Below are 18578 nucleotides of genomic sequence, written 5' to 3'. Positions count from 1 at the left end.
CCCTAAACTGCATCTATTATATAATTTGGAAGTATATCATTTGTTTTATTTAATTTGGATAAATTTGAAGGAATTTTAAACTCTTTTGCTTCTACTTTTTTCAAAATTATTTCACCGTTATCTTTTAAAACAAAGCTTAAATTTTTATTTGCTTTAATGGGTGAATTGCCATTTAACTCAAATCCGTTTACTGCATAAAGTGGTAAATTTCTAGTTATACTAAGAGTTTTAAGAATAACATAAGCAACTTTTATGCCCATAAAACTCCCTGGTCCATTTGCATAAGCTATGCTTTTTAAATCGTAATTTTTTAAAATATAATCAATTGCCTCTATTAAAAAATCACTCGCTGGGTTTTCGCCACTAAGCTTTTGTATTAAAACATCATTCTCATAGATACCAACAATAGCTGGTTTGCATAATGTAAGAACTAAAATATCAACTTGTTTAATGAATTTATCCTTAATTATGCAAAAACTTTTGAGTATTCTTTCGCAAAAGCTTTATCTTTTAAATTTACTATCTCATAGTTTTTTGCATCACTTAAGATTTCTAAGGTTAAAAGATGATTTAACTCATGGCTTCCAGCATACGCTGTATAATCACCCAAAATAGGCATTCCCATTAATGCCAAATCACCAATTGCATCAAGAATTTTATGTCTTACAAATTCATTTTCAAATCTTAGCCCGCCTGGATTTAAAATACCACTATCATCTAAAACAACGGCATTTTCTAAACTTCCGCCAAGTGCTAAATTTTGAGCTCTTAAAGCTTGAACATCTTTTAAAAATCCAAAAGTCCTAGCTCTTGCTATTTCTTTAATATAATTTTGTTTAGAAAACTCAAACTCATAAATTTGCTCACCTATAACTGGGTGATTAAATTTAATAGTATAGTTAAATTTAGGGCTATTTGATGGTTTTATAGAAACAAATTTATCGCCTTTTTTGACAGTGACTTCTTTTTTTATAACCATTATATTTTTATTTTTATCCAAAGCTTTTGTGCCCGCCTCATCAAGCATCATACAAAATCCAATAGAACTTCCATCCATAACAGGTGGCTCATTTGCATCTAAAACAACTCTTATATTGTCAATCCCATAACTATTTATAGCACTTAATAAGTGCTCTATTGTAGAAATATATACACCGTTACTGTTACCAATAACAGTTGCCATTTGGGTATTTATAACACTTTTTGGTTCAGCTTTTATGCTTACACCTACATCTTGTCTATAAAAAATAATCCCTGAGTCCTCACCCAAAGGCTCTAAGGCAATTTTTATAGGTTCGCCTTTGTGAAGCCCAATACCAACGCCTTCAATTCTTTTTTTTATAGTTGTTTGTTTCAAAACATACCCCTTATAATTTTTTAATGTTTAATTATATCTTAAAATTAGTAAATGATAAAACTTATTTTTTATTATCAATAAGTTTTTTTGCATTATCTAAAATTTGAAAAATGTTTTCTTTCATCCACTTTTTATCCATCCACTCCTCTGGTCTTACCTCAACTCCTTGAACACTCATACCAAAGTGCAAGTGATCACCAAATGCAAGTCCGGAATTTCCAGTATTTGCTATAACCTCTTCTTCGCTTATATTTTGTCCAACATCTACTGATGATGCACTACAATGCCCATAAATACTATAAAGCCCAAGCCCATGATATAAAACTAAATTTAATCCATAAATTCCATTATCTGCTTTTAAAACCACAACAGCTGGGTTGCTTGTTGTGATTTGAGCATTTGCAACACTTGCTAAATCAAGTCCTAAATGCCATGATTGGCTTACATCTTTATCATCTTTTACATAAAATCTATGATCGCCAAAACTTGCAACTGCGGCTCCATTTTTAAGAGGATAAAACGGTTTTATAAAAAAATCATCCACTTTTTCTTCTAAAATTTTATTAGTTTTTGAATAAATCAACTCTTCATTTGCATTTCTTAAAGTTTCATTCACAAATTTAAATTTCTCAATTCCTTCATAAATACTTGGATCTTTTGCATAAATTTCAACTAGCTCGCTTATCTTGCCATTTATAAACTCATCAGTTAGTGAAATTTTAGAAGTTTTATAAACTTTATCTTGTAAATAATATCTAATTCTTACCTTGCTTTCATTTCCTGCTTTATCCGTTGCAACCACGTAAGCAGTGAAATTTTTTTCACTAACAGGCCAAGCTATAATTGAGACAAAATATCCATCTTTATAAAATGGCACTACTTCAAATTTCTTACCAAAACTAGTTTGAATATAAACTTCATTTAAATTATCATCACTAGCTTTAAAAACAACTGCGCCAGATCCACCTTTTGTAATTTTATAAGATTGATTTAAAATATAAACATCAGGCCTCTTTGTATCTACTAAAATATCTATTTCTTTATTTAGTTTATTTCCAAATTTCCATTTGCTTATATCTTTTACTTCGATATTTAATTTGAAATTTCCGCTTCTATCAAGCAAGGTTCCTTTTGGTAAATTTATAGCTAAATTTAGCTCTTTTTGAATAAGTTCAAATGTCTCATCCATCAAATTTATAACTTGTTTGCCATCGCTTAATGAAATTTTAAGCGACTTTATACCGGTGTCATCTGTTATTTTTACATTAATTGGAGTTTTTAAATTCCAATTAATCTTATCATCTAAACTAACTTTTGGTGCATTTCTTTCAAACATATCAGATGAATAAACAAAATATAATATTCCTAACACAACTAATAAAATTACTAAAAAAAATGCACCAAAAAAGCCGCCACTTTCTCTTGAATTTCTTCTTCTCAAACTCTCACCTTAAATTATATTATTTTTATAGCTCTTACCTAATTTTACTTTTAACTGATAAACTTACGGTAAATTTCAATTTTAATTTATAAAAAATCTCTTATAATTCTTGCCTCATATAGCCATTTTGTAAGCTCTTGCCATTTTTTATCTTCTATTAAATTTTGACAAAAATCAAGTTCTTTTTTAAATGAACTTATAGAATTTAAAACATTTTCTTTATTTTGTTTAAAAATATCACTCCACATTTCAGGCGAAGATTTCGCGATACGACTAACATCTGAAAAGCTTCCTCCGGCTAAATTTATGATATTTCTTTTATTTTCTTCTTTTAAAACACTATTTACCAACGAATAGCTTATAACATGCGGCAAATGCGAAATCAAAGCAACATGGTGATCGTGCTTTTTAGCATCCATAAAAACTATCTTCATGCCAGCGTAAGAAAAAATTTCAATAGCTCTTTTTGCATGTAAATTTGCTGTATCATCATCATTACAAATAACCACAACGGCTTTTTGTAAAAGTGTTTTAAATGCAGCTTTTGGACCTGAATTTTCAGTTCCAGCCATAGGATGAGCAGCCACTAAATTTGCCCTTATTTCTTTTGGACAAGAAGAAATTATCTTTTCTTTTGTACTTCCTAGCTCAATTATCGTTGTGGTATTTTTAATATCTTTTAAATTTTGTAAGGTTTTAACTATTGCCTCAACTGGAATTGCTAAAAATATAACATCACAAATCTCTTTCATTTGATCAAAAGTTATTATCTCATCAACAAGTCCTAAATTTAGAGCAAGACTCTCATTTCCTTTACTTATATCGCTTCCATAAACTCTATCTATTAATTTCATATCTTTTAGACAAAGTCCAACCGAGCCTCCTATTAATCCTAGACCAATAATACCAATTTTCATAAATTTCCTTATTTTCACTAAAATTTTATTTTAATTATGCTATTATACCGCCAAAATATTTATTTTTAGGTTAGCAAATGAAAAAAACTACATATCTAGCACTGTTTTTAGCAAATTTGGCTTTTGGCGCAACAGCTATAAAGTCTGTAAATTTCGAGGGTTTAAAACAAATTTCACCATTAGTTGCACAAAACATATCAGGTCTTAAAATAGGAGATACTATCACAGGCTATAACACAAACAAAGCCATCACAAATCTTTTTAATCAAGGCTATTTTGATGATGTTTACATTACTGAAAATAACGGAAATTTGATTGTTCATGTAAAAGAAAAGCCTATTATTTCAAAACTTGATATTGAAGGTGTTGTTACAAACGATAGAACCGCAATGGAACAAATAATTGGCTTAAAACTTGGTCAAACTTATGATAAGGTTGCCTTAAATCAAGTAAAAGAAAGAGTAAGACAGTTTTATGAAGTAAAGGGTTATTTTGATACTGTTGTTGAGATAGAAGAGGAGTTTTTAGATGAAGACAAAAGCTCACTTCATTTAACAGTTATAGTAAATAGAGGCGAAAAAATCACAATAAAAAATGTAAATTTGGTTGGCGCTAAGAAGCTTAAGTACTCAGATATAAGACCTGCAATTGCAAATAAACAAAGAGAAACCTTTGGCTGGATGTGGGGCTTTGATGATGGCAAGTTAAAAACTGCAGATCTTCCAAATGATCCAGCTAGAATACAAAATGAATACATGAAAAGAGGCTATTTAAACGCCACTGTTTCAGCTCCTTTTGTAAATACATATATGAGTAATTATACCGCCGATCTTACCTACTACATAACAGAGGGAGAAAGATTTAAAGTTAGTGAAATTTCAATCGAAGCACCACAATATTTAGAGCTTGATACAAAAAAAATTATTAAAGATTTAAAATTAAGAAGTGGCAAAAGATTTAATGCTGATTGGATAAGAAGAGATATTGCAAAACTTGAAAATATAGTTGCAGACAAGGGATATGCCTATGTTGAGGTTAATCCTGATTTAAAACCTGATAATGAAAATAATACTGTTAAAATAAATTATATCATTAAACCTCACGCTCAAATTTATGTAAGAAATGTAACAATTTCAGGTAATGAAAAAACTGCTGATTCGGTTGTAAGAAGAGAGATGTATTTAACAGAGGGTGAACTTTACAATAGAACTGATTTGGTTGATTCTAAAAATTCACTTAGAAGAACTGGATATTTTGATGATGTCGAAATAACTGAAAATGTTGTAAATGATAATGAAATAGATTTAAATATAGATGTTAAAGAAGCCCCTACTGGAAGCATAACAGGTGGTATTGGATATGGAAGTGGAGATGGTCTTTTACTAAGTGCATCAGTTTCTGAAAAAAATATATTTGGTAGTGGAATAAGTGGCTATGTAAGCGCTGAAAAAAGTGATGATCAACTAAGTGGAGCAATTGGTTTTACAAATCCTAGAATTTATAACTCAGAATATAGTCTAAGTGGTCAAATTTATGCAAGAGATTGGGACTGGAATGACTATGATGAGAAAGCTTATGGAGCAAGTGCGACAATTGGTAGAAAGCTTGGAAGATATACAAATGCATATTTAACTTATGAAATTGAAAAATCAAAAATAAATGGCTTAAACGCCTATTATAAAAAAGCTGGTTATCAAAATGGAAATAATTTAAAAAGCTCACTTATTCCATCAATTGTATTTAACAATACAGATGATTACTACTTGCCAAGAAGTGGTATTATAGCTAGTGCTTCGCTTGATTATTCAGGACTTGGTGGAGATATAGAGTATCTAAAAGGCAATGCGAATTTTAATTGGTACTTTGGAATGAAAGATTATATCGATTGGGATTTGATATTTAGATATAAAGCAGGTGCTGGATATTTCTTCGATGATAAAAACCTACCAGTTAATAAAAAATTATTTTTAGGTGGCATGAGATCTGTTAGAGGATATGATGGAAGAAGTATTCCAAAAAAGAAAATTTGTCTTGATAATACACATTGTAACTACATAGAAACAGGTGGAAAACAAAGCTTTAATAACTCATTTGAGTTAAGTATGCCTTTAATTGATCGTATAAATATGCGTTTTGTAACATTTTTTGACTATGGAATGATAGGTGATGATAGCTGGAGTGAGTCAAAAAGATATAGTACTGGAGCAGGAATTGAGTGGAGAACACCTGTTGGACCACTACAACTTTTCTGGGTAAAACCACTTAATAAAGAAGACTATGATAGTACAAACAGCTTTGAATTTACAATTGGAGCAAGATTTTAAATTATCAATTTTTAAGGTTTGCGTTTTTAACTCAAACCTTAAATTATCATATCCTATTTCAAACTATCAAACAGCTTGATAAATATCAATCTAATATTTTAAATATCTACCATTTGATTCATTTTATATCTATCTTTGATATAAGAATTATTTAAATTAAATATTTTTAACAATCTATCCAGTTTTAAAATTTTATAAAAACTAGGCTTTATATTGTTTTTAAAAAATACTATGTTAATAAATAATTGTCTATAAAAATTTTTTATTTTAACTAAAGATATTTTTTGTGCAGTATTTTAAAGCTTAAAACATAAATTTTAGTTTTTTCTTAAGCTAGAAAAAATAGCTGTTTATTGTCAAAATACATCGGCAACCTATTATCAGCAAAACTTCAAAACGATCATTACTTTGCTAAGAATTATTTAAAAAATACAACATTTATAATATCCACATAAGTATTAATTACTATTCTATGAAATTATATAAATATCTGAAAAATTTTAAAATACAATCTTTAATATCACAAATCCAACTGAACTTATCACAGCTGCTGCTGGCAAGGTTATAACCCAAGTTAATGCAATTGGTTTCATTAATGCCCAATTTGCTTGTGCATTTACCACACCAATTCCCAAAACTGCTCCAACTAAAATGTGAGTTGATGAAACAGGAAGTCCCAAAATTGATGCACTCATTACCACACTTGCTGCGGCTAGTTCAGCACAAAAACCAGATGCTGGATGAATTGTAGTTAAACTTGTTCCAACTGTTTTTATAACCTCTTTTCCCATAAACCAAAGTCCAGTTACTAAAGCAACTCCAAAAGTTGCCATTATGATTGGCGGAACCTCAGCAGTTGGATTTATGGTGTTATTTGCCAAAGTATCAATTATTGCAGCAAATGGACCAACGGCGTTTGCAATATCATTTGACCCATGTGAAAATGCAAATCCAGCAGCAGTGAAAACCTGAAGCCAAGAAAACATTAAAAAAGTTGATTTTGATAAATCAGATCTTCTTAAAGTTTTTGCAAAGATAAACATAGCCATCCAAGTTGTTGCACTAATCATCGCTATTATTAAGTAATTTTGCAAATTTGAAAGACCTAGTTCTAAATTTTTAAGTCCTTTAAATATAAACATGCTTGATACTATTCCAACTCCAAAAGCAGCAATTGCAGGAATTCCCATTTCAAGTGCTTGATGGGACTTTAAAGACTCTTTTTTTGCGTCAAGTTCGTGTATTTTTTTAAAATACTCAGTATCTAAATCATTTGGATCAAAATTTGGATCTTTCATAGTGAAAATATCCATATTCATAGCTTCTGTAAATTTAACTTTTTCAGCCTCACTAAGTTCATCAAAAATTTTTTTATGTATTTTTTTTAGCTCTTTTTTCTTTTTTTTAATTTTTTCTATTTTTAGCTCGGCAATAGCATTATAGTTTAAAATATATTTTTTAACAGACTTATAAAGCACAAAAGAACAAACTCCTCCAAGCACAGGAGATAAAAACCAAGATATTACAATAGAACCTATTTTTGACCATTTCACAAGAGATAAAACAGAAATTTCTTTTATATCAAGCATAAAACCAAGTGTTAAACTAGCTCCAACTATCGCTCCAACAATCGCGTGAGTTGTAGAAACTGGCCAACCTTTTTTAGTAGCTAAAAATATCCAAATCGAAGCTGAAAATAAAGCACTTATCATTATATAAACAAAATCCATTGGTGAAGTTGACAGACTATCTAAATCAACTATGCCACTTCTAATTGTATCAGTTACATTTGCCCCTGCTAAAACAGCTCCACTTACTTCAAAAACAGCAGCTATTAAAAGAGCTTGAGTTAAAGTTAAGGTCCCTGCTCCAACGCTTGTTCCAAAAGAGTTTGCAACATCATTTCCACCAATATTAAAAGCCATAAAAAGACCAAACACAGAGGCGCATAAGAAAATTATTGTATTTGTGGAGCCTACAAATTCATATCCCCAAACTATAAAAAACCAACACGATAAGGCAAAAATTCCACCAAAAAAAAGGTTAAGCCTTGAAAACTTCATATTTTTCCTTACTTGTAAAAGTATGAAAGCTATTTTACCTAAATTTAGCTAAAATTTGTCTCTTTTTAAATTTAAAAGTTTTGTTTTATAAATTTTTAACTATAATGCTTTAAAAAGGAAAAATTTTGAAACTAATTTCTTGGAATATAAACGGCATAAGGGCAGCTGTAAATAAAGATGCTTTTGCTTGGATAGATGATATAAAGCCTGATTTTTTAGCTCTTCAAGAAGTAAAAGCAGATCAAGAGCAAATCCCAGCTGAAATTTACAACTTACCATTTAAAGAGATAAATTTAAACCCTGCAAAAAGAAGCGGATATTCAGGTGTTATGAGTCTTTCAAATTTTGATACAGAGTGTTTTAAATCTCTTTTTAACAATGATGATGAGGGAAGAGTTTTAGAACACCGCTTTAAAAATGTAGTACTGTTTAACATCTACTTTCCAAATGGACAAAAAGATGATGAAAGACTTAATTATAAGATGAAATTTTATGATGATTTTTTAAACTACATTGTAAATTTAAAAAATGAGGGAAAAGATATAATAATTTGTGGCGATGTAAATACAGCTCACAAAGAAATCGATCTTAAAAACCCAAAAGCAAACTCTCAAAGGAGCGGATTTTTGGATATTGAAAGAGCTTGGATTGATAAACTTATAAAAAGTGGTTTTATAGATACTTATAGATTTTTAAACCCCAAAGATATAAAATACTCTTGGTGGACTTATAGATTTAACGCAAGGGCAAATAACGCTGGTTGGAGAATTGATTACTTTTTTATAAGCGATAGTCTAAAAGATAAATTAAAAAATGCCTTTATAATGGATGAAATTTATGGAAGTGATCACTGCCCTGTTGGCATTGAGATAGAAATTTAATGTAGAATTTTATAAATTTTATCTTTTTAAAATCAAATTTAAGATATAATCGTAACCTTTTAAAACAGAATTTAGGATTTTCATGCAAAATAAAAAACTTTGGAGCAATAAACTTACTTATATTTTAACTGCTGCTGGTGCAACTATAGGATTTGGCTGCACTTGGAGATTTCCGTATTTAGTTGGAGAAAATGGTGGTGGAGCCTATGTGCTACTTTTTTGTTTAGCGATGATTGTTCTTGGAATCCCTATGATTTTAGTTGAAAATGTAATTGGTAGAAATGCTATGAAAAATAGCGTAGATGCATTTTCAAAAAGTAAATTTTGGAAAATTACAGGATATTTAGCACTATTAGGGGCTTTTGGAATACTTGCGTATTATATGATTTTAGGTGGTTGGGTAAGTGCATATATAGCAAATATAATAGGTGGAAATTTTGACCTAGGAACCGCAATAACCTCGAAAGAATACACAGAAAATTTTTATATAAATCACATAGAAAAAAGCCCGTTTATGATAGCGGTTTATACTTTTATATTTGTTTTAATAAACTGGTATATTTTAAAAAAAGGTATAATTGATGGAATTGAAAAATATGTTAAATTTTTAATGCCATTTTTATTTTTATGCTTTATAACTGTAATTATAGGAAATGTTTTTTTAAGTGGCTTTGAAGAGGGAATTAATTTTTATTTAAGTGTTGATTTTTCTAAAATTGATGCAAAATTATTAATAAATGTTTTAGGACAAGTTTTCTTTGCTCTTTCGCTTGGATTTGGTGTTATGATAACCCTATCAAGCTATCTTTCAAAAGATGAGAATTTAATACAAACAGCAACTATTACAGGAGTTGTAAATACTGTGATTGCAGTAATGGCTGGATTTATGATATTTCCCGCTATTTTTACAGCTGGACTTTCGCCAGATAGCGGTCCGAGTCTTGTTTTTGTAACATTGCCAGTTGCTTTTTCGCATATTCCATTTGGAAATTTGCTCGCTATTGTATTTTTTTTAATACTTTTAGTAGCTGCACTTACAACCTCGCTTACGATTTATCAAGTAATAATTCAAATTTTAGAAGAAAAGTTTAAATTTTCAACTAAAAAAGCTACTACTTTAACACTTTTTTTTATATTTATTTTTGGAAATCTCCCATCAATCTTAGCTTATGGACCACTTGAAGATATAAAAATTTTAGGGCGAAATATTTTTGATGCTTTTGACATGATAAGTGCGAATTTCTTTTTTGTAATAACTGCTTTTTTATGCTGTATTTATGTAGGCTGGGTTATGAAAGATGAAGCAGTATATGAAATCAGCAATGAAGGAAAACTTAAAAACCCATTTATAAAAATATGGTTTTATTATGTTAAATTTATACTTCCTCTTATAATTTTAGCTGTATTTTTATATGGACTTACCGCAATTTAGCTAAAAATACTAATCATTTTTTAATGAAACTTTAAAGTAAAAAATAGTAACATTATCATAAATTATTTTTTAATGATTTTAACTATCAATCAAAATGAGGACTTTATGAGAATAATTCTAACTATTTTTACACTTATTATCTCACTTTGCTTTGCAAGAGTTGATGACTATTTTAAGGAAACAGAAATCATCAAAGGCCTAATAGACCAAAGTATTGACATTTATGAAAATGGCGATAACCTAAAAGCAAAAAAACTTGTCGAAGATGCATATTTTCAACATTTTGAAAATATGGAAGGCACAATAGGTAGAAATGTTGGTCGCAAAGCCATTTCAATGGAAAGAAAATTTACAAATTTAAGAAGATATTATAAAGATAGTGCTGATATAAATAAAATAAAAGCTTTGATTGATGGGCTTTATTTTGACCTTGATGAAGTTACTCCAATTATTCAAAATGGCTTTAGACTAAAAGCTGAAGCAAGTGATTTAAACTACGATAAAGAAGCAGCTATAAAATCATCGATAGAAGAAAATGCCAAAAGAGAAGCCCGGGCAGATGATATATTTGCAATGCTTTTGGGAGAGAGCAATAATTCAAATAACGAACTAGATAAAAATGAAACAAAAAATGAAAACAGTCAAAAAATCACACAAAATACAAATAAAAAAACATCAAATTTAAATGAAAATGATATAACCGCGCCAACCTCTAACGATGAAGTTGTAGCTAATCTACAAGCAGCTTCGGCCCTAAATCCTAAACTACAATCTTTACATGATGAATTTTCATTAAAGCTTGATGAGGCGGCTATTGCATTTAGAAATAAAAATTTACTTGAAACAAAAAGCCTTATAAACAAAGCATTATTTGATGATTACAGAAACACAAAGCTTGAAATTGCTATTTCAAATTTTACTAAACCAAAAACAGATCAGCAAATTCAACAAGCTTTAAGAGGCGTAATTAGATCTTTGGATGATGAAAATCTAACAGAACACGACATTAGAGAAAAATTTGAAAATATTAAAGATACTCTTTTTGACGCAATGCTTTTAATACCTGAAGAAAAAATAGCGGATATCAAAGTCAGTGGATTTAACGAAGATGAGCTTAAAAATAAAGATTATTCAAAAGTTGCAGATGATATAAAACTTGCAACTGATAATATCCTAAAAAACTATGAAAAAATGCCTAAAGAGGCTTTAATTGACGAGCTTCAAAGTACTTATTTAGATATTTTTGAAGCATCTGGCATGGAAAATAAAATAGGAGCAGTTGATAGCACACTAAAATTAAATATAGAAAGCTTATTCACTCATGGTGTTGCACTTATAAAAAGTGGAGCAGATAAAAAAGAACTAAAAGAAAATTTTGATAAATTAAATACATTATTAGTTGGCTCTCTTGATAAGGTCAGCAATACATCACCTTTATTCTTATTTTTAGCAGCGTTTGGAATTTTATTAAGAGAAGGACTTGAAGCACTAATTATCGTAGTTGCAATTGTTTCATATCTAATTCAAAGCGGAAATAAAAATAGACTTAATATAGCATACTCTGCCTTATTTACAGGTGTCTTTTTAAGCTTCGTAACTGCATTTTTAATATATTACTTTTTTAGAGCTTATGCTGGACAATTTAGAGAATTATTAGAAGGAATTACATTTTTAATAGCAGTTGTATTGCTAATTTATGTAGGATTTTGGATGCTTCACAAAGCAAGAGATAAAAAATGGGCAACTGCTTTAAAAACAGGAGCAATGGATGCTATAAGCAAAAATTCAGCAAAAACACTATGGATAACAGTATTTTTGGCTGTATTTAGAGAAGGTGCTGAGACAGTATTATTTTATCAAGCACTTTTATTTGATGCTTCAACAAGTGCTGATTTTAGTGCTATTTTTGCAGGGCTTGGTGTTGCTATGATAGTTTTAATTGCACTATATTTCTTATTAAAAGCAGGAGCAGTAAGAATTCCTATCAAGCTATTTTTCAAAGTAACTTCATATGTTATATTTTATATGTGTTTTGTATTTACAGGAAAAGGTATAGCAGAGCTAATTGAGGGAAAAATCATAACTCCAACAATAATTACTCAAGAGTTTAAACCAATAACTTGGCTTGGTGTTTATCCTTATTACGAAACATTAATTCCACAATTTTTAGTTCTAATAATATTAATAATAGGTATTTTAATAACAAATAAACTTCAAAAAAAGGAGAAGACAAAATGAGAAAAAGTTTATTAAGTGTTGCACTAAGTAGTGCGGTTTTAACAAGTTTAGCATTTGGTGGTGAAGTTCCAATCGGTGATCCTATTGAAATGCACGGCATGGAGATAGCTGCTGTTTACCTACAACCAATTGAGATGGAACCACGTGGAATTGATCTTGCAGCAAGTCTAGCAGATATCCACCTTGAAGCCGATATTCACGCTCTTAAAGGCAATCCTAATGGCTTTCCTGAAGGTTTTTGGATGCCTTATTTAACAATTGCTTATCAATTAACAAATTTGGATAATGGTAAAGTTAAAAAAGGAACCCTTATGCCAATGGTTGCTGATGATGGTCCTCACTATGGTGCAAATATAAAAATGGATGGCGGAATTGGAAATTATGAGTTAGTTTATGCAATTCAAAACCCTGAAAAACAAGGTTTTGGTCGCCATGTTGATGAAGAAACTGGCGTTGGTAAATGGTTTGAACCTTTTACAGTTAAATATAACTTTAAATACACAGGTACACCTGATAAATAAACTAAGGGGGTAAAAACCCCTTAGAAAAGAGGTTTTATGAGTATATTTTTTGTTCACATATTGAATGCTTTTTTACCATTAATTTTTTTTATAACACTTTTTTACTTAAAAGAAAAACTTATAAATTTAGTAAGCTTAGTTTTTAGTGCTTTTGTTTTTGGATATTTTGCATATTTCATTGCATTAAAATACCCATATGGATTAAGAAATTTGTATTTATTTACAAATTCAATGTTAGCTTTTTTATTTATAATAAGCCCTATTTTACTTTTTAGAATTCCTAAATTTATTAAATTTATATTTCTGTTTTTGATTACTTTTGGTTTTGGTGTTAAATATTTTTATATAAGCAACGGATATGCAATATTTGATAATGCTTTACTTGATAGCCTTGGAATTAAAAACTTAGGATTTATTCTTCTTGGGATAGTATTTTTCTTTGTGTTTTATTTTTGTTTTAAATTTAGCAGAAAAAATATTGATAAAAAGGCTTTTTTAATACCGGTTGGAATTATTTTTATAATAATAAATTTATCATATTTTATATCTGAAGTTTTGCTCATATTAATGAGAAAAAATGTTATAGAAACCGATACCAATATTCTTTCCTTTGTTGCTAAATCACTTCATTATGAAAAATCATTTTGTTATTTTTATATAGCAGTTTTTATTTTATTTGGAATTTTAACTTTTTTTAAATTTATAAAAAATAGTAAAAAAACTAAAATTTTAGATATAAAATTTAGAAAAGAAAAAGCTTATAATAACTCTATAAAAACAAACTTTTTTTCCATAATCTTATCATCAATTATAGCTTTAACAACATTACTTTATTATGATTTACACGCTTCAAGACCCCTTATGATAGATGAGCCTACTATAGTTGAGCCTAATGAAAATGATGAGTTTTCTTTTGACATAAATGAGCTAAAAGATAACAAACTTCACCGTTATGCTTATATAAGTGATGATGGAAAAACAATAAGATTTTTTTTGATAAATAAATATCCTGATAGGCTAGTGCCAACTGCGGTTTTTGATAGTTGCATGATATGTGGCGATAAAGGATATGTAAAAAGAGGTGATGAGCTTATATGTGTTGCTTGCAATGTTAGGATTTTCCTTCCATCAGTTGGAAAAATGGGAGGATGTAACCCGATACCTTTTAATTTTAAAATAGAAAACAATAAATTGATAATTCCATTTAGTGAAATTATGCTTGGAGCAAACTATTTTAGCGAAGTAAGACAAAAACTAGTAACTGATCCAGTAAGCAAAAATAAAATTATAAATCTAAAAGCAAAATTTAACTATGTTTATGGGGATAAAACTTATTTCTTTGAAAGTGAAGAAAATAAAAAAGAATTTTTAAAAAATCCTGAAAAATATGTTAAAAAACTCACAAAAGCAAATTTTAGAATAGAAGGGTACAAGGAGGTTAAAAATGATTTTTAAAATAATTTTATCATCTATTAGAGGTGATATGAAATTCCTTTCATTTTTAACTATATTTTTAACCACTTTGCTTATCTCTTCAATGTTAAATATTACTTTAAGCATTGGAAATGTTGTATCAAAAGAATTAAGAAGCTATGGTTCAAATATATTGGTTTTACCAAAAGGTAATTCTTTAAGTATAGATGTTGGTGATAAAAAATTTCAACCTTTAAAAAATGAAAATTACATAAATGAAAGCAACCTCCATGCTATTAAAGAAATTTTTTGGAGAAACAACATAATCGGCTTTGCGCCATTTTTAACAGCTACAATTGATGGAAAAAACATAGTTGGAACCTATTTTGATAAAAATGTAAAAGTTACTGATGAAGAGGACTTTACAACTGGCATAAAAACAATTTATCCATTTTTTAAGATTGATGGCAGGCTTCCAAAAGATGATAGTTTAGATGAGGTTTTAGTTGGAAGTGATTTGGCCACAAAGCAAAATATTAAACTAAATGATGAAATAAATATAGAAAATTATAAATTAAAAGTGGTTGGAATTTTAGAATTTGGTGGAGAATTTTCCAATAAATTTATCACCTCTTTAAAATTTACTCAAGAGCTTTTAAATTTGCAAGATAAAGTTGAAAAAGTTGAAGTATCAGCTCTTACAATACCTGAAAATGACCTTGCTCTAAAAGCTAGAAAAAACCTTGATAGTCTAGATCAAGTAGAGTATGATTTATGGTATTGCACAGCTTATGTAAGCTCAATTGCATACCAAATAAGCGAAGATTTAAAAGGTGCGGATGCAAAAGCACAAACTCAAATAAGCGATGCTGAAAGCAGCGTTGTGACAAAAATTCAAGCTCTGATGCTTGTGGTAAGTCTAATTTCGCTAATTGTTTCAAGCATAGCAATTTCATCGCTTATGACATCTGAAATTTATAGAAGAACTAAAGAAATAGGACTTTTAAAAGCTCTTGGCGCGAATAATTTTCAAATTTATTTAAATTTTGCACTTGGAAGCGTTTTTGTTGCTATAATCTCGTCATTAGTTGGTGTTGCTTTTGGATATTTAGTTTCAGAGATTATTTCATATTTTATTTTTTCACATTTTATAAGCATATCTTTTATAGTCATACCAATAACTTTATTTTTTGCTGTTTTAATAGCTCTTATTGGCTCACTTTTGCCTATGAGAAATGTTATAAATCTACTTCCAGCGGAGGTTTTATATGGAAGAAAATAATAAATTTTTTCTAAGCTCTATTTTTAAAAGTTTAAAAGTTGGAAGCAAAAGAGTTTTTGTTATTTTTATAGCTATTTTTATCGGAACTTCTGTAAGTTCTGGGTTTTTAGGTATTTATTTTGACATTGACACAAAAATGAGTAAAGAGTTAAAAGCTTATGGAGCAAATTTTATTATAACTCCACAAAATGGAAATTATATAAAATTTGATGATTATAAAAAAACTATTGATAAAATAGACAAAAATTTACTATTGGGAATAACACCATATTTATATGGATATTATAGTTTTGGCATTGGTAATGGAATTATTGCAGGAGTTGATTTTCAAGGACTTAAAAAGACAAAACCGTTTTTAGAAGTTAGACAAGGAAGTATGAATTTAAGTGATTTTTCGCAAGACTCAGCTTTTTTAGGCATAAATTTAGCAAAAAGTTTGGAAGCTAAAATTAACCAAACCATCACTATAACAAATCCTAAAAACTTAGTTTCTAAAAATGTTATTGTAAAAGGGATATTTTACGGTGGCGATGAAAGCGATGAGCTTATGTTTGTAGATATTTCAATATCTCAAGCTCTTGATGAGGAAAAGATTATAAACTATGCAAACGCAGTTATAAATTTAAATTTTGATAAAATTTCGAATTTGAGTAAAGAATTAAGCAATGATTTGATAAATGCAAAACCAATAGCTCAAATTTCACTCTCAGAAGGGGCAATGCTTGATAAGATAAAAGGACTCATGGCATTGATTGGATTAGTTATTTTAATAATCAGCTCAACTAGTGTAAATACAACACTTAGCTCAATTATTTTTTCAAGAAAAAAAGAAATTGCTCTAAATTTGGCTCTTGGTGCAACAAAAAAAGATATTGTAAAACTTTTTGGAACCGAGATAGCAATAATTACTATTTTTAGTGCAGTTTTAGGTGCATTTAGTGGTTATGTTTTAGCTCAAATTTTAGGAATGATGATATTTAAAGCAAGTATTGATTTTAGAATTTTATCAGTTGTAATTGCAGTTTTAATTTCACTAATTTGTTCATTTATAGCAGCATTTTATCCAATAAAAAAAGCTATTAAAATCAATCTTGCAGATACACTTAGAGGAGAATAGATGGAAAATGTAATAAGTTTAAAAAATATATTTAAAAGCTTTAAAGATGTTCATGCATTAGAGGATATAAGCTTTGAAGTGCCTAAAAATCAATGGCTAAGCATAATGGGACCAAGCGGAAGTGGTAAAACAACATTAATAAATATTTTATCACTAATGGATAATCCAACAAGCGGTATTTACGAACTTTTAGGAAAAGATGTTGCAAATTTATCTCAAAATGAGCATTTAAAAATAAGGCGCGAAACAATAGGACTTATTTTTCAACAATTTCATTTAATACCTTATTTAAGCGTTTTAGAAAATGTTATGCTTGCTCAATATTATCATTCAAGTGTTGAAGTGGGGGATGCAAAAGCTATGCTTGATATGGTTGGATTAGGCCATAGATTTACTCATTTGCCAAGTCAATTAAGTGGTGGCGAGCAACAAAGAGTTTGTATTGCAAGGGCCTTGATAAACAATCCTGAAATTTTAATAGCTGATGAGCCAACTGGGAACTTGGATGAAAAAAATGAAGGTGTAGTGCTTGAGCTTTTTCAAAAAATAAAAAAAGATGGAAAAACTATTATTTTAATAACACATAACCCAAATTTGGGAAAACAAGGCGATAGAATGATAACTCTATCACACGGAAAACTTATCAATGATGAAAAAATTAATTAGCATTTTTTTAAATTTATTTTTTTTTAGCTTGATTTTATCAGGTTGCCAGAAAGATTCAAGTGCAGACATTGGAGAGATGGCACCTGAAATTTCAGCTACAACCATAAATGGCAAAAAGATGAGGATTCATCAACAAAATGATGTTAATAAAATAATTGTATTTTGGCAATATGGCTGTTTAAGCTGCACACAAATACTTCCAAATTTAGATGAGTTTTTAAAACAAAATCCGGGTGTTTTTAAAGCTTATGCAATAAATTCAGTAAATGATGAAAAGATTATCAAAAACTATTTTAATGAGATGAATTTTTCTTCTATTGTGGTTTTAAAAGATGATCTTAAAATAAGCTTTGATAGATACGGTGTAAAAACACTTCCAAGTATTTTTATAATAGATAAAAATGGCACTATAAAAGATAAAATTTATGGAGATATTGGTTGGAAAAATTTAAAAGCAAAATTATCTTATTTTTTATAATATTGTTTATTTGTGGATGCAATGATGGAATTTTAGCACTAAATTCAAAAGAACCATTTTATTTTAAATTTAAATACAGCGAACTTACTCTTACAAATCATGATAGTTTCGGTCTTATTTTTATAACAAAAGAGTGTGGTGCTTGCAAGGAGCAACTTAAATATTTAAAAAATAGTAAATTTAATTTCATAGTTGTGCTTGGAGATGCAAAAGATATGAATGATGCTTTAAATTTCACAAAAGATAAAGATATCAATTTTCCACTTATTTTTGATAAAGATAGCGTTTTGTTTTTATCAAATGCAGTTGGTGGGATAAGCGGTGTTCCTGCAACTTTTATATACAACAAAGACAATAAAAAAAGATTTTTAGGACTTACTCCAAAAAGTGTTATAGAAAAAGAGTTTTAATAAACTTGAAAAATATTTTGATATAATCTAGCTTTTAA

Annotated in this window: 16 protein-coding genes; 11 read left to right on the top strand and 5 right to left on the bottom strand. The window is 28.9% G+C overall.

Annotated features, from left to right (window positions below):
- Positions 1-2: 2 nt before the first annotated feature.
- From CURT_RS01310 to CURT_RS01295, 4 genes are all read right to left on the bottom strand, one after another.
- Positions 3-407 (bottom strand): glycoprotease, encoded by a 405-nt coding sequence (locus tag CURT_RS01310; protein WP_026320281.1) that lies wholly within the window; start codon positions 405-407, stop codon positions 3-5.
- Between the two features lie 59 nt (positions 408-466).
- Entirely contained in the window at positions 467-1357 is an 891-nt protein-coding gene (gene lpxC, locus CURT_RS01305; protein ID WP_018712498.1) for a UDP-3-O-acyl-N-acetylglucosamine deacetylase, read from the bottom strand.
- Positions 1358-1418: 61 nt separating this feature from the next.
- Complete coding sequence (gene pgp6 / locus CURT_RS01300) at positions 1419-2798, bottom strand: peptidoglycan metallopeptidase Pgp6 (protein WP_018712499.1); 1380 nt, start codon at positions 2796-2798, stop codon at positions 1419-1421.
- An 86-nt stretch (positions 2799-2884) separates the two neighbouring features.
- Positions 2885-3715 (bottom strand): prephenate dehydrogenase, encoded by an 831-nt coding sequence (locus tag CURT_RS01295; RefSeq protein WP_018712500.1) that lies wholly within the window; start codon positions 3713-3715, stop codon positions 2885-2887.
- Between the two features lie 77 nt (positions 3716-3792).
- Between CURT_RS01295 and bamA the strand changes: the two genes are divergently transcribed.
- Positions 3793-6039 (top strand): outer membrane protein assembly factor BamA, encoded by a 2247-nt coding sequence (gene bamA / locus CURT_RS01290; RefSeq protein WP_018712501.1) that lies wholly within the window; start codon positions 3793-3795, stop codon positions 6037-6039.
- A 500-nt stretch (positions 6040-6539) separates the two neighbouring features.
- Here bamA and CURT_RS01285 read toward each other — a convergent pair whose 3' ends face one another.
- The gene (locus CURT_RS01285) at positions 6540-8102 is read right to left on the bottom strand and encodes an inorganic phosphate transporter (protein ID WP_018712502.1); all 1563 of its coding nucleotides are present in this window, start codon (positions 8100-8102) and stop codon (positions 6540-6542) included.
- Positions 8103-8227: 125 nt separating this feature from the next.
- Here CURT_RS01285 and CURT_RS01280 point away from each other — a divergent pair, with 125 nt between their 5' ends.
- The 10 genes from CURT_RS01280 (at position 8228) to CURT_RS01235 (ending at position 18540) form a co-directional block, all read left to right on the top strand.
- On the top strand, positions 8228-8983 hold the full coding sequence (locus CURT_RS01280; protein WP_018712503.1) for an exodeoxyribonuclease III: 756 nt from the start codon (positions 8228-8230) through the stop codon (positions 8981-8983).
- An 82-nt stretch (positions 8984-9065) separates the two neighbouring features.
- The gene (locus CURT_RS01275) at positions 9066-10415 is read left to right on the top strand and encodes a sodium-dependent transporter (RefSeq protein WP_018712504.1); all 1350 of its coding nucleotides are present in this window, start codon (positions 9066-9068) and stop codon (positions 10413-10415) included.
- Between the two features lie 105 nt (positions 10416-10520).
- On the top strand, positions 10521-12653 hold the full coding sequence (locus CURT_RS01270; RefSeq protein WP_018712505.1) for an FTR1 family iron permease: 2133 nt from the start codon (positions 10521-10523) through the stop codon (positions 12651-12653).
- Positions 12650-13174 (top strand): iron transporter, encoded by a 525-nt coding sequence (locus tag CURT_RS01265; protein WP_016646072.1) that lies wholly within the window; start codon positions 12650-12652, stop codon positions 13172-13174. Before CURT_RS01270 ends, CURT_RS01265 begins: the two co-directional genes overlap by 4 nt.
- A gap of 36 nt (positions 13175-13210) precedes the next feature.
- Positions 13211-14629 carry a Fe-S-containing protein gene (locus CURT_RS01260; protein WP_018712506.1) on the top strand — a complete coding sequence of 473 codons (1419 nt, stop codon included), beginning with the start codon at positions 13211-13213 and terminating at the stop codon, positions 14627-14629.
- Positions 14619-15869 (top strand): ABC transporter permease, encoded by a 1251-nt coding sequence (locus CURT_RS01255; RefSeq protein ID WP_018712507.1) that lies wholly within the window; start codon positions 14619-14621, stop codon positions 15867-15869. The genes CURT_RS01260 and CURT_RS01255 overlap by 11 nt, the downstream gene beginning before the upstream one ends.
- Complete coding sequence (locus CURT_RS01250; protein ID WP_018712508.1) at positions 15856-16986, top strand: ABC transporter permease; 1131 nt, start codon at positions 15856-15858, stop codon at positions 16984-16986. Before CURT_RS01255 ends, CURT_RS01250 begins: the two co-directional genes overlap by 14 nt.
- The gene (locus CURT_RS01245) at positions 16987-17652 is read left to right on the top strand and encodes an ABC transporter ATP-binding protein (RefSeq protein WP_018712509.1); all 666 of its coding nucleotides are present in this window, start codon (positions 16987-16989) and stop codon (positions 17650-17652) included. It begins immediately after the preceding gene.
- Positions 17636-18130, top strand: coding sequence for a TlpA family protein disulfide reductase (locus CURT_RS01240; protein WP_026320283.1), 495 nt, complete (start codon positions 17636-17638; stop codon positions 18128-18130). Before CURT_RS01245 ends, CURT_RS01240 begins: the two co-directional genes overlap by 17 nt.
- Positions 18091-18540, top strand: coding sequence for a TlpA family protein disulfide reductase (locus CURT_RS01235; protein ID WP_018712511.1), 450 nt, complete (start codon positions 18091-18093; stop codon positions 18538-18540). Before CURT_RS01240 ends, CURT_RS01235 begins: the two co-directional genes overlap by 40 nt.
- Positions 18541-18578: the final 38 nt, after the last annotated feature.

It is taken from the genome of Campylobacter ureolyticus (genome assembly GCF_013372225.1).
GTDB classification, from domain to species: Bacteria; Campylobacterota; Campylobacteria; order Campylobacterales; family Campylobacteraceae; genus Campylobacter_B; species Campylobacter_B ureolyticus.
This window is presented reverse-complemented; position numbering and strand designations above follow the sequence as displayed.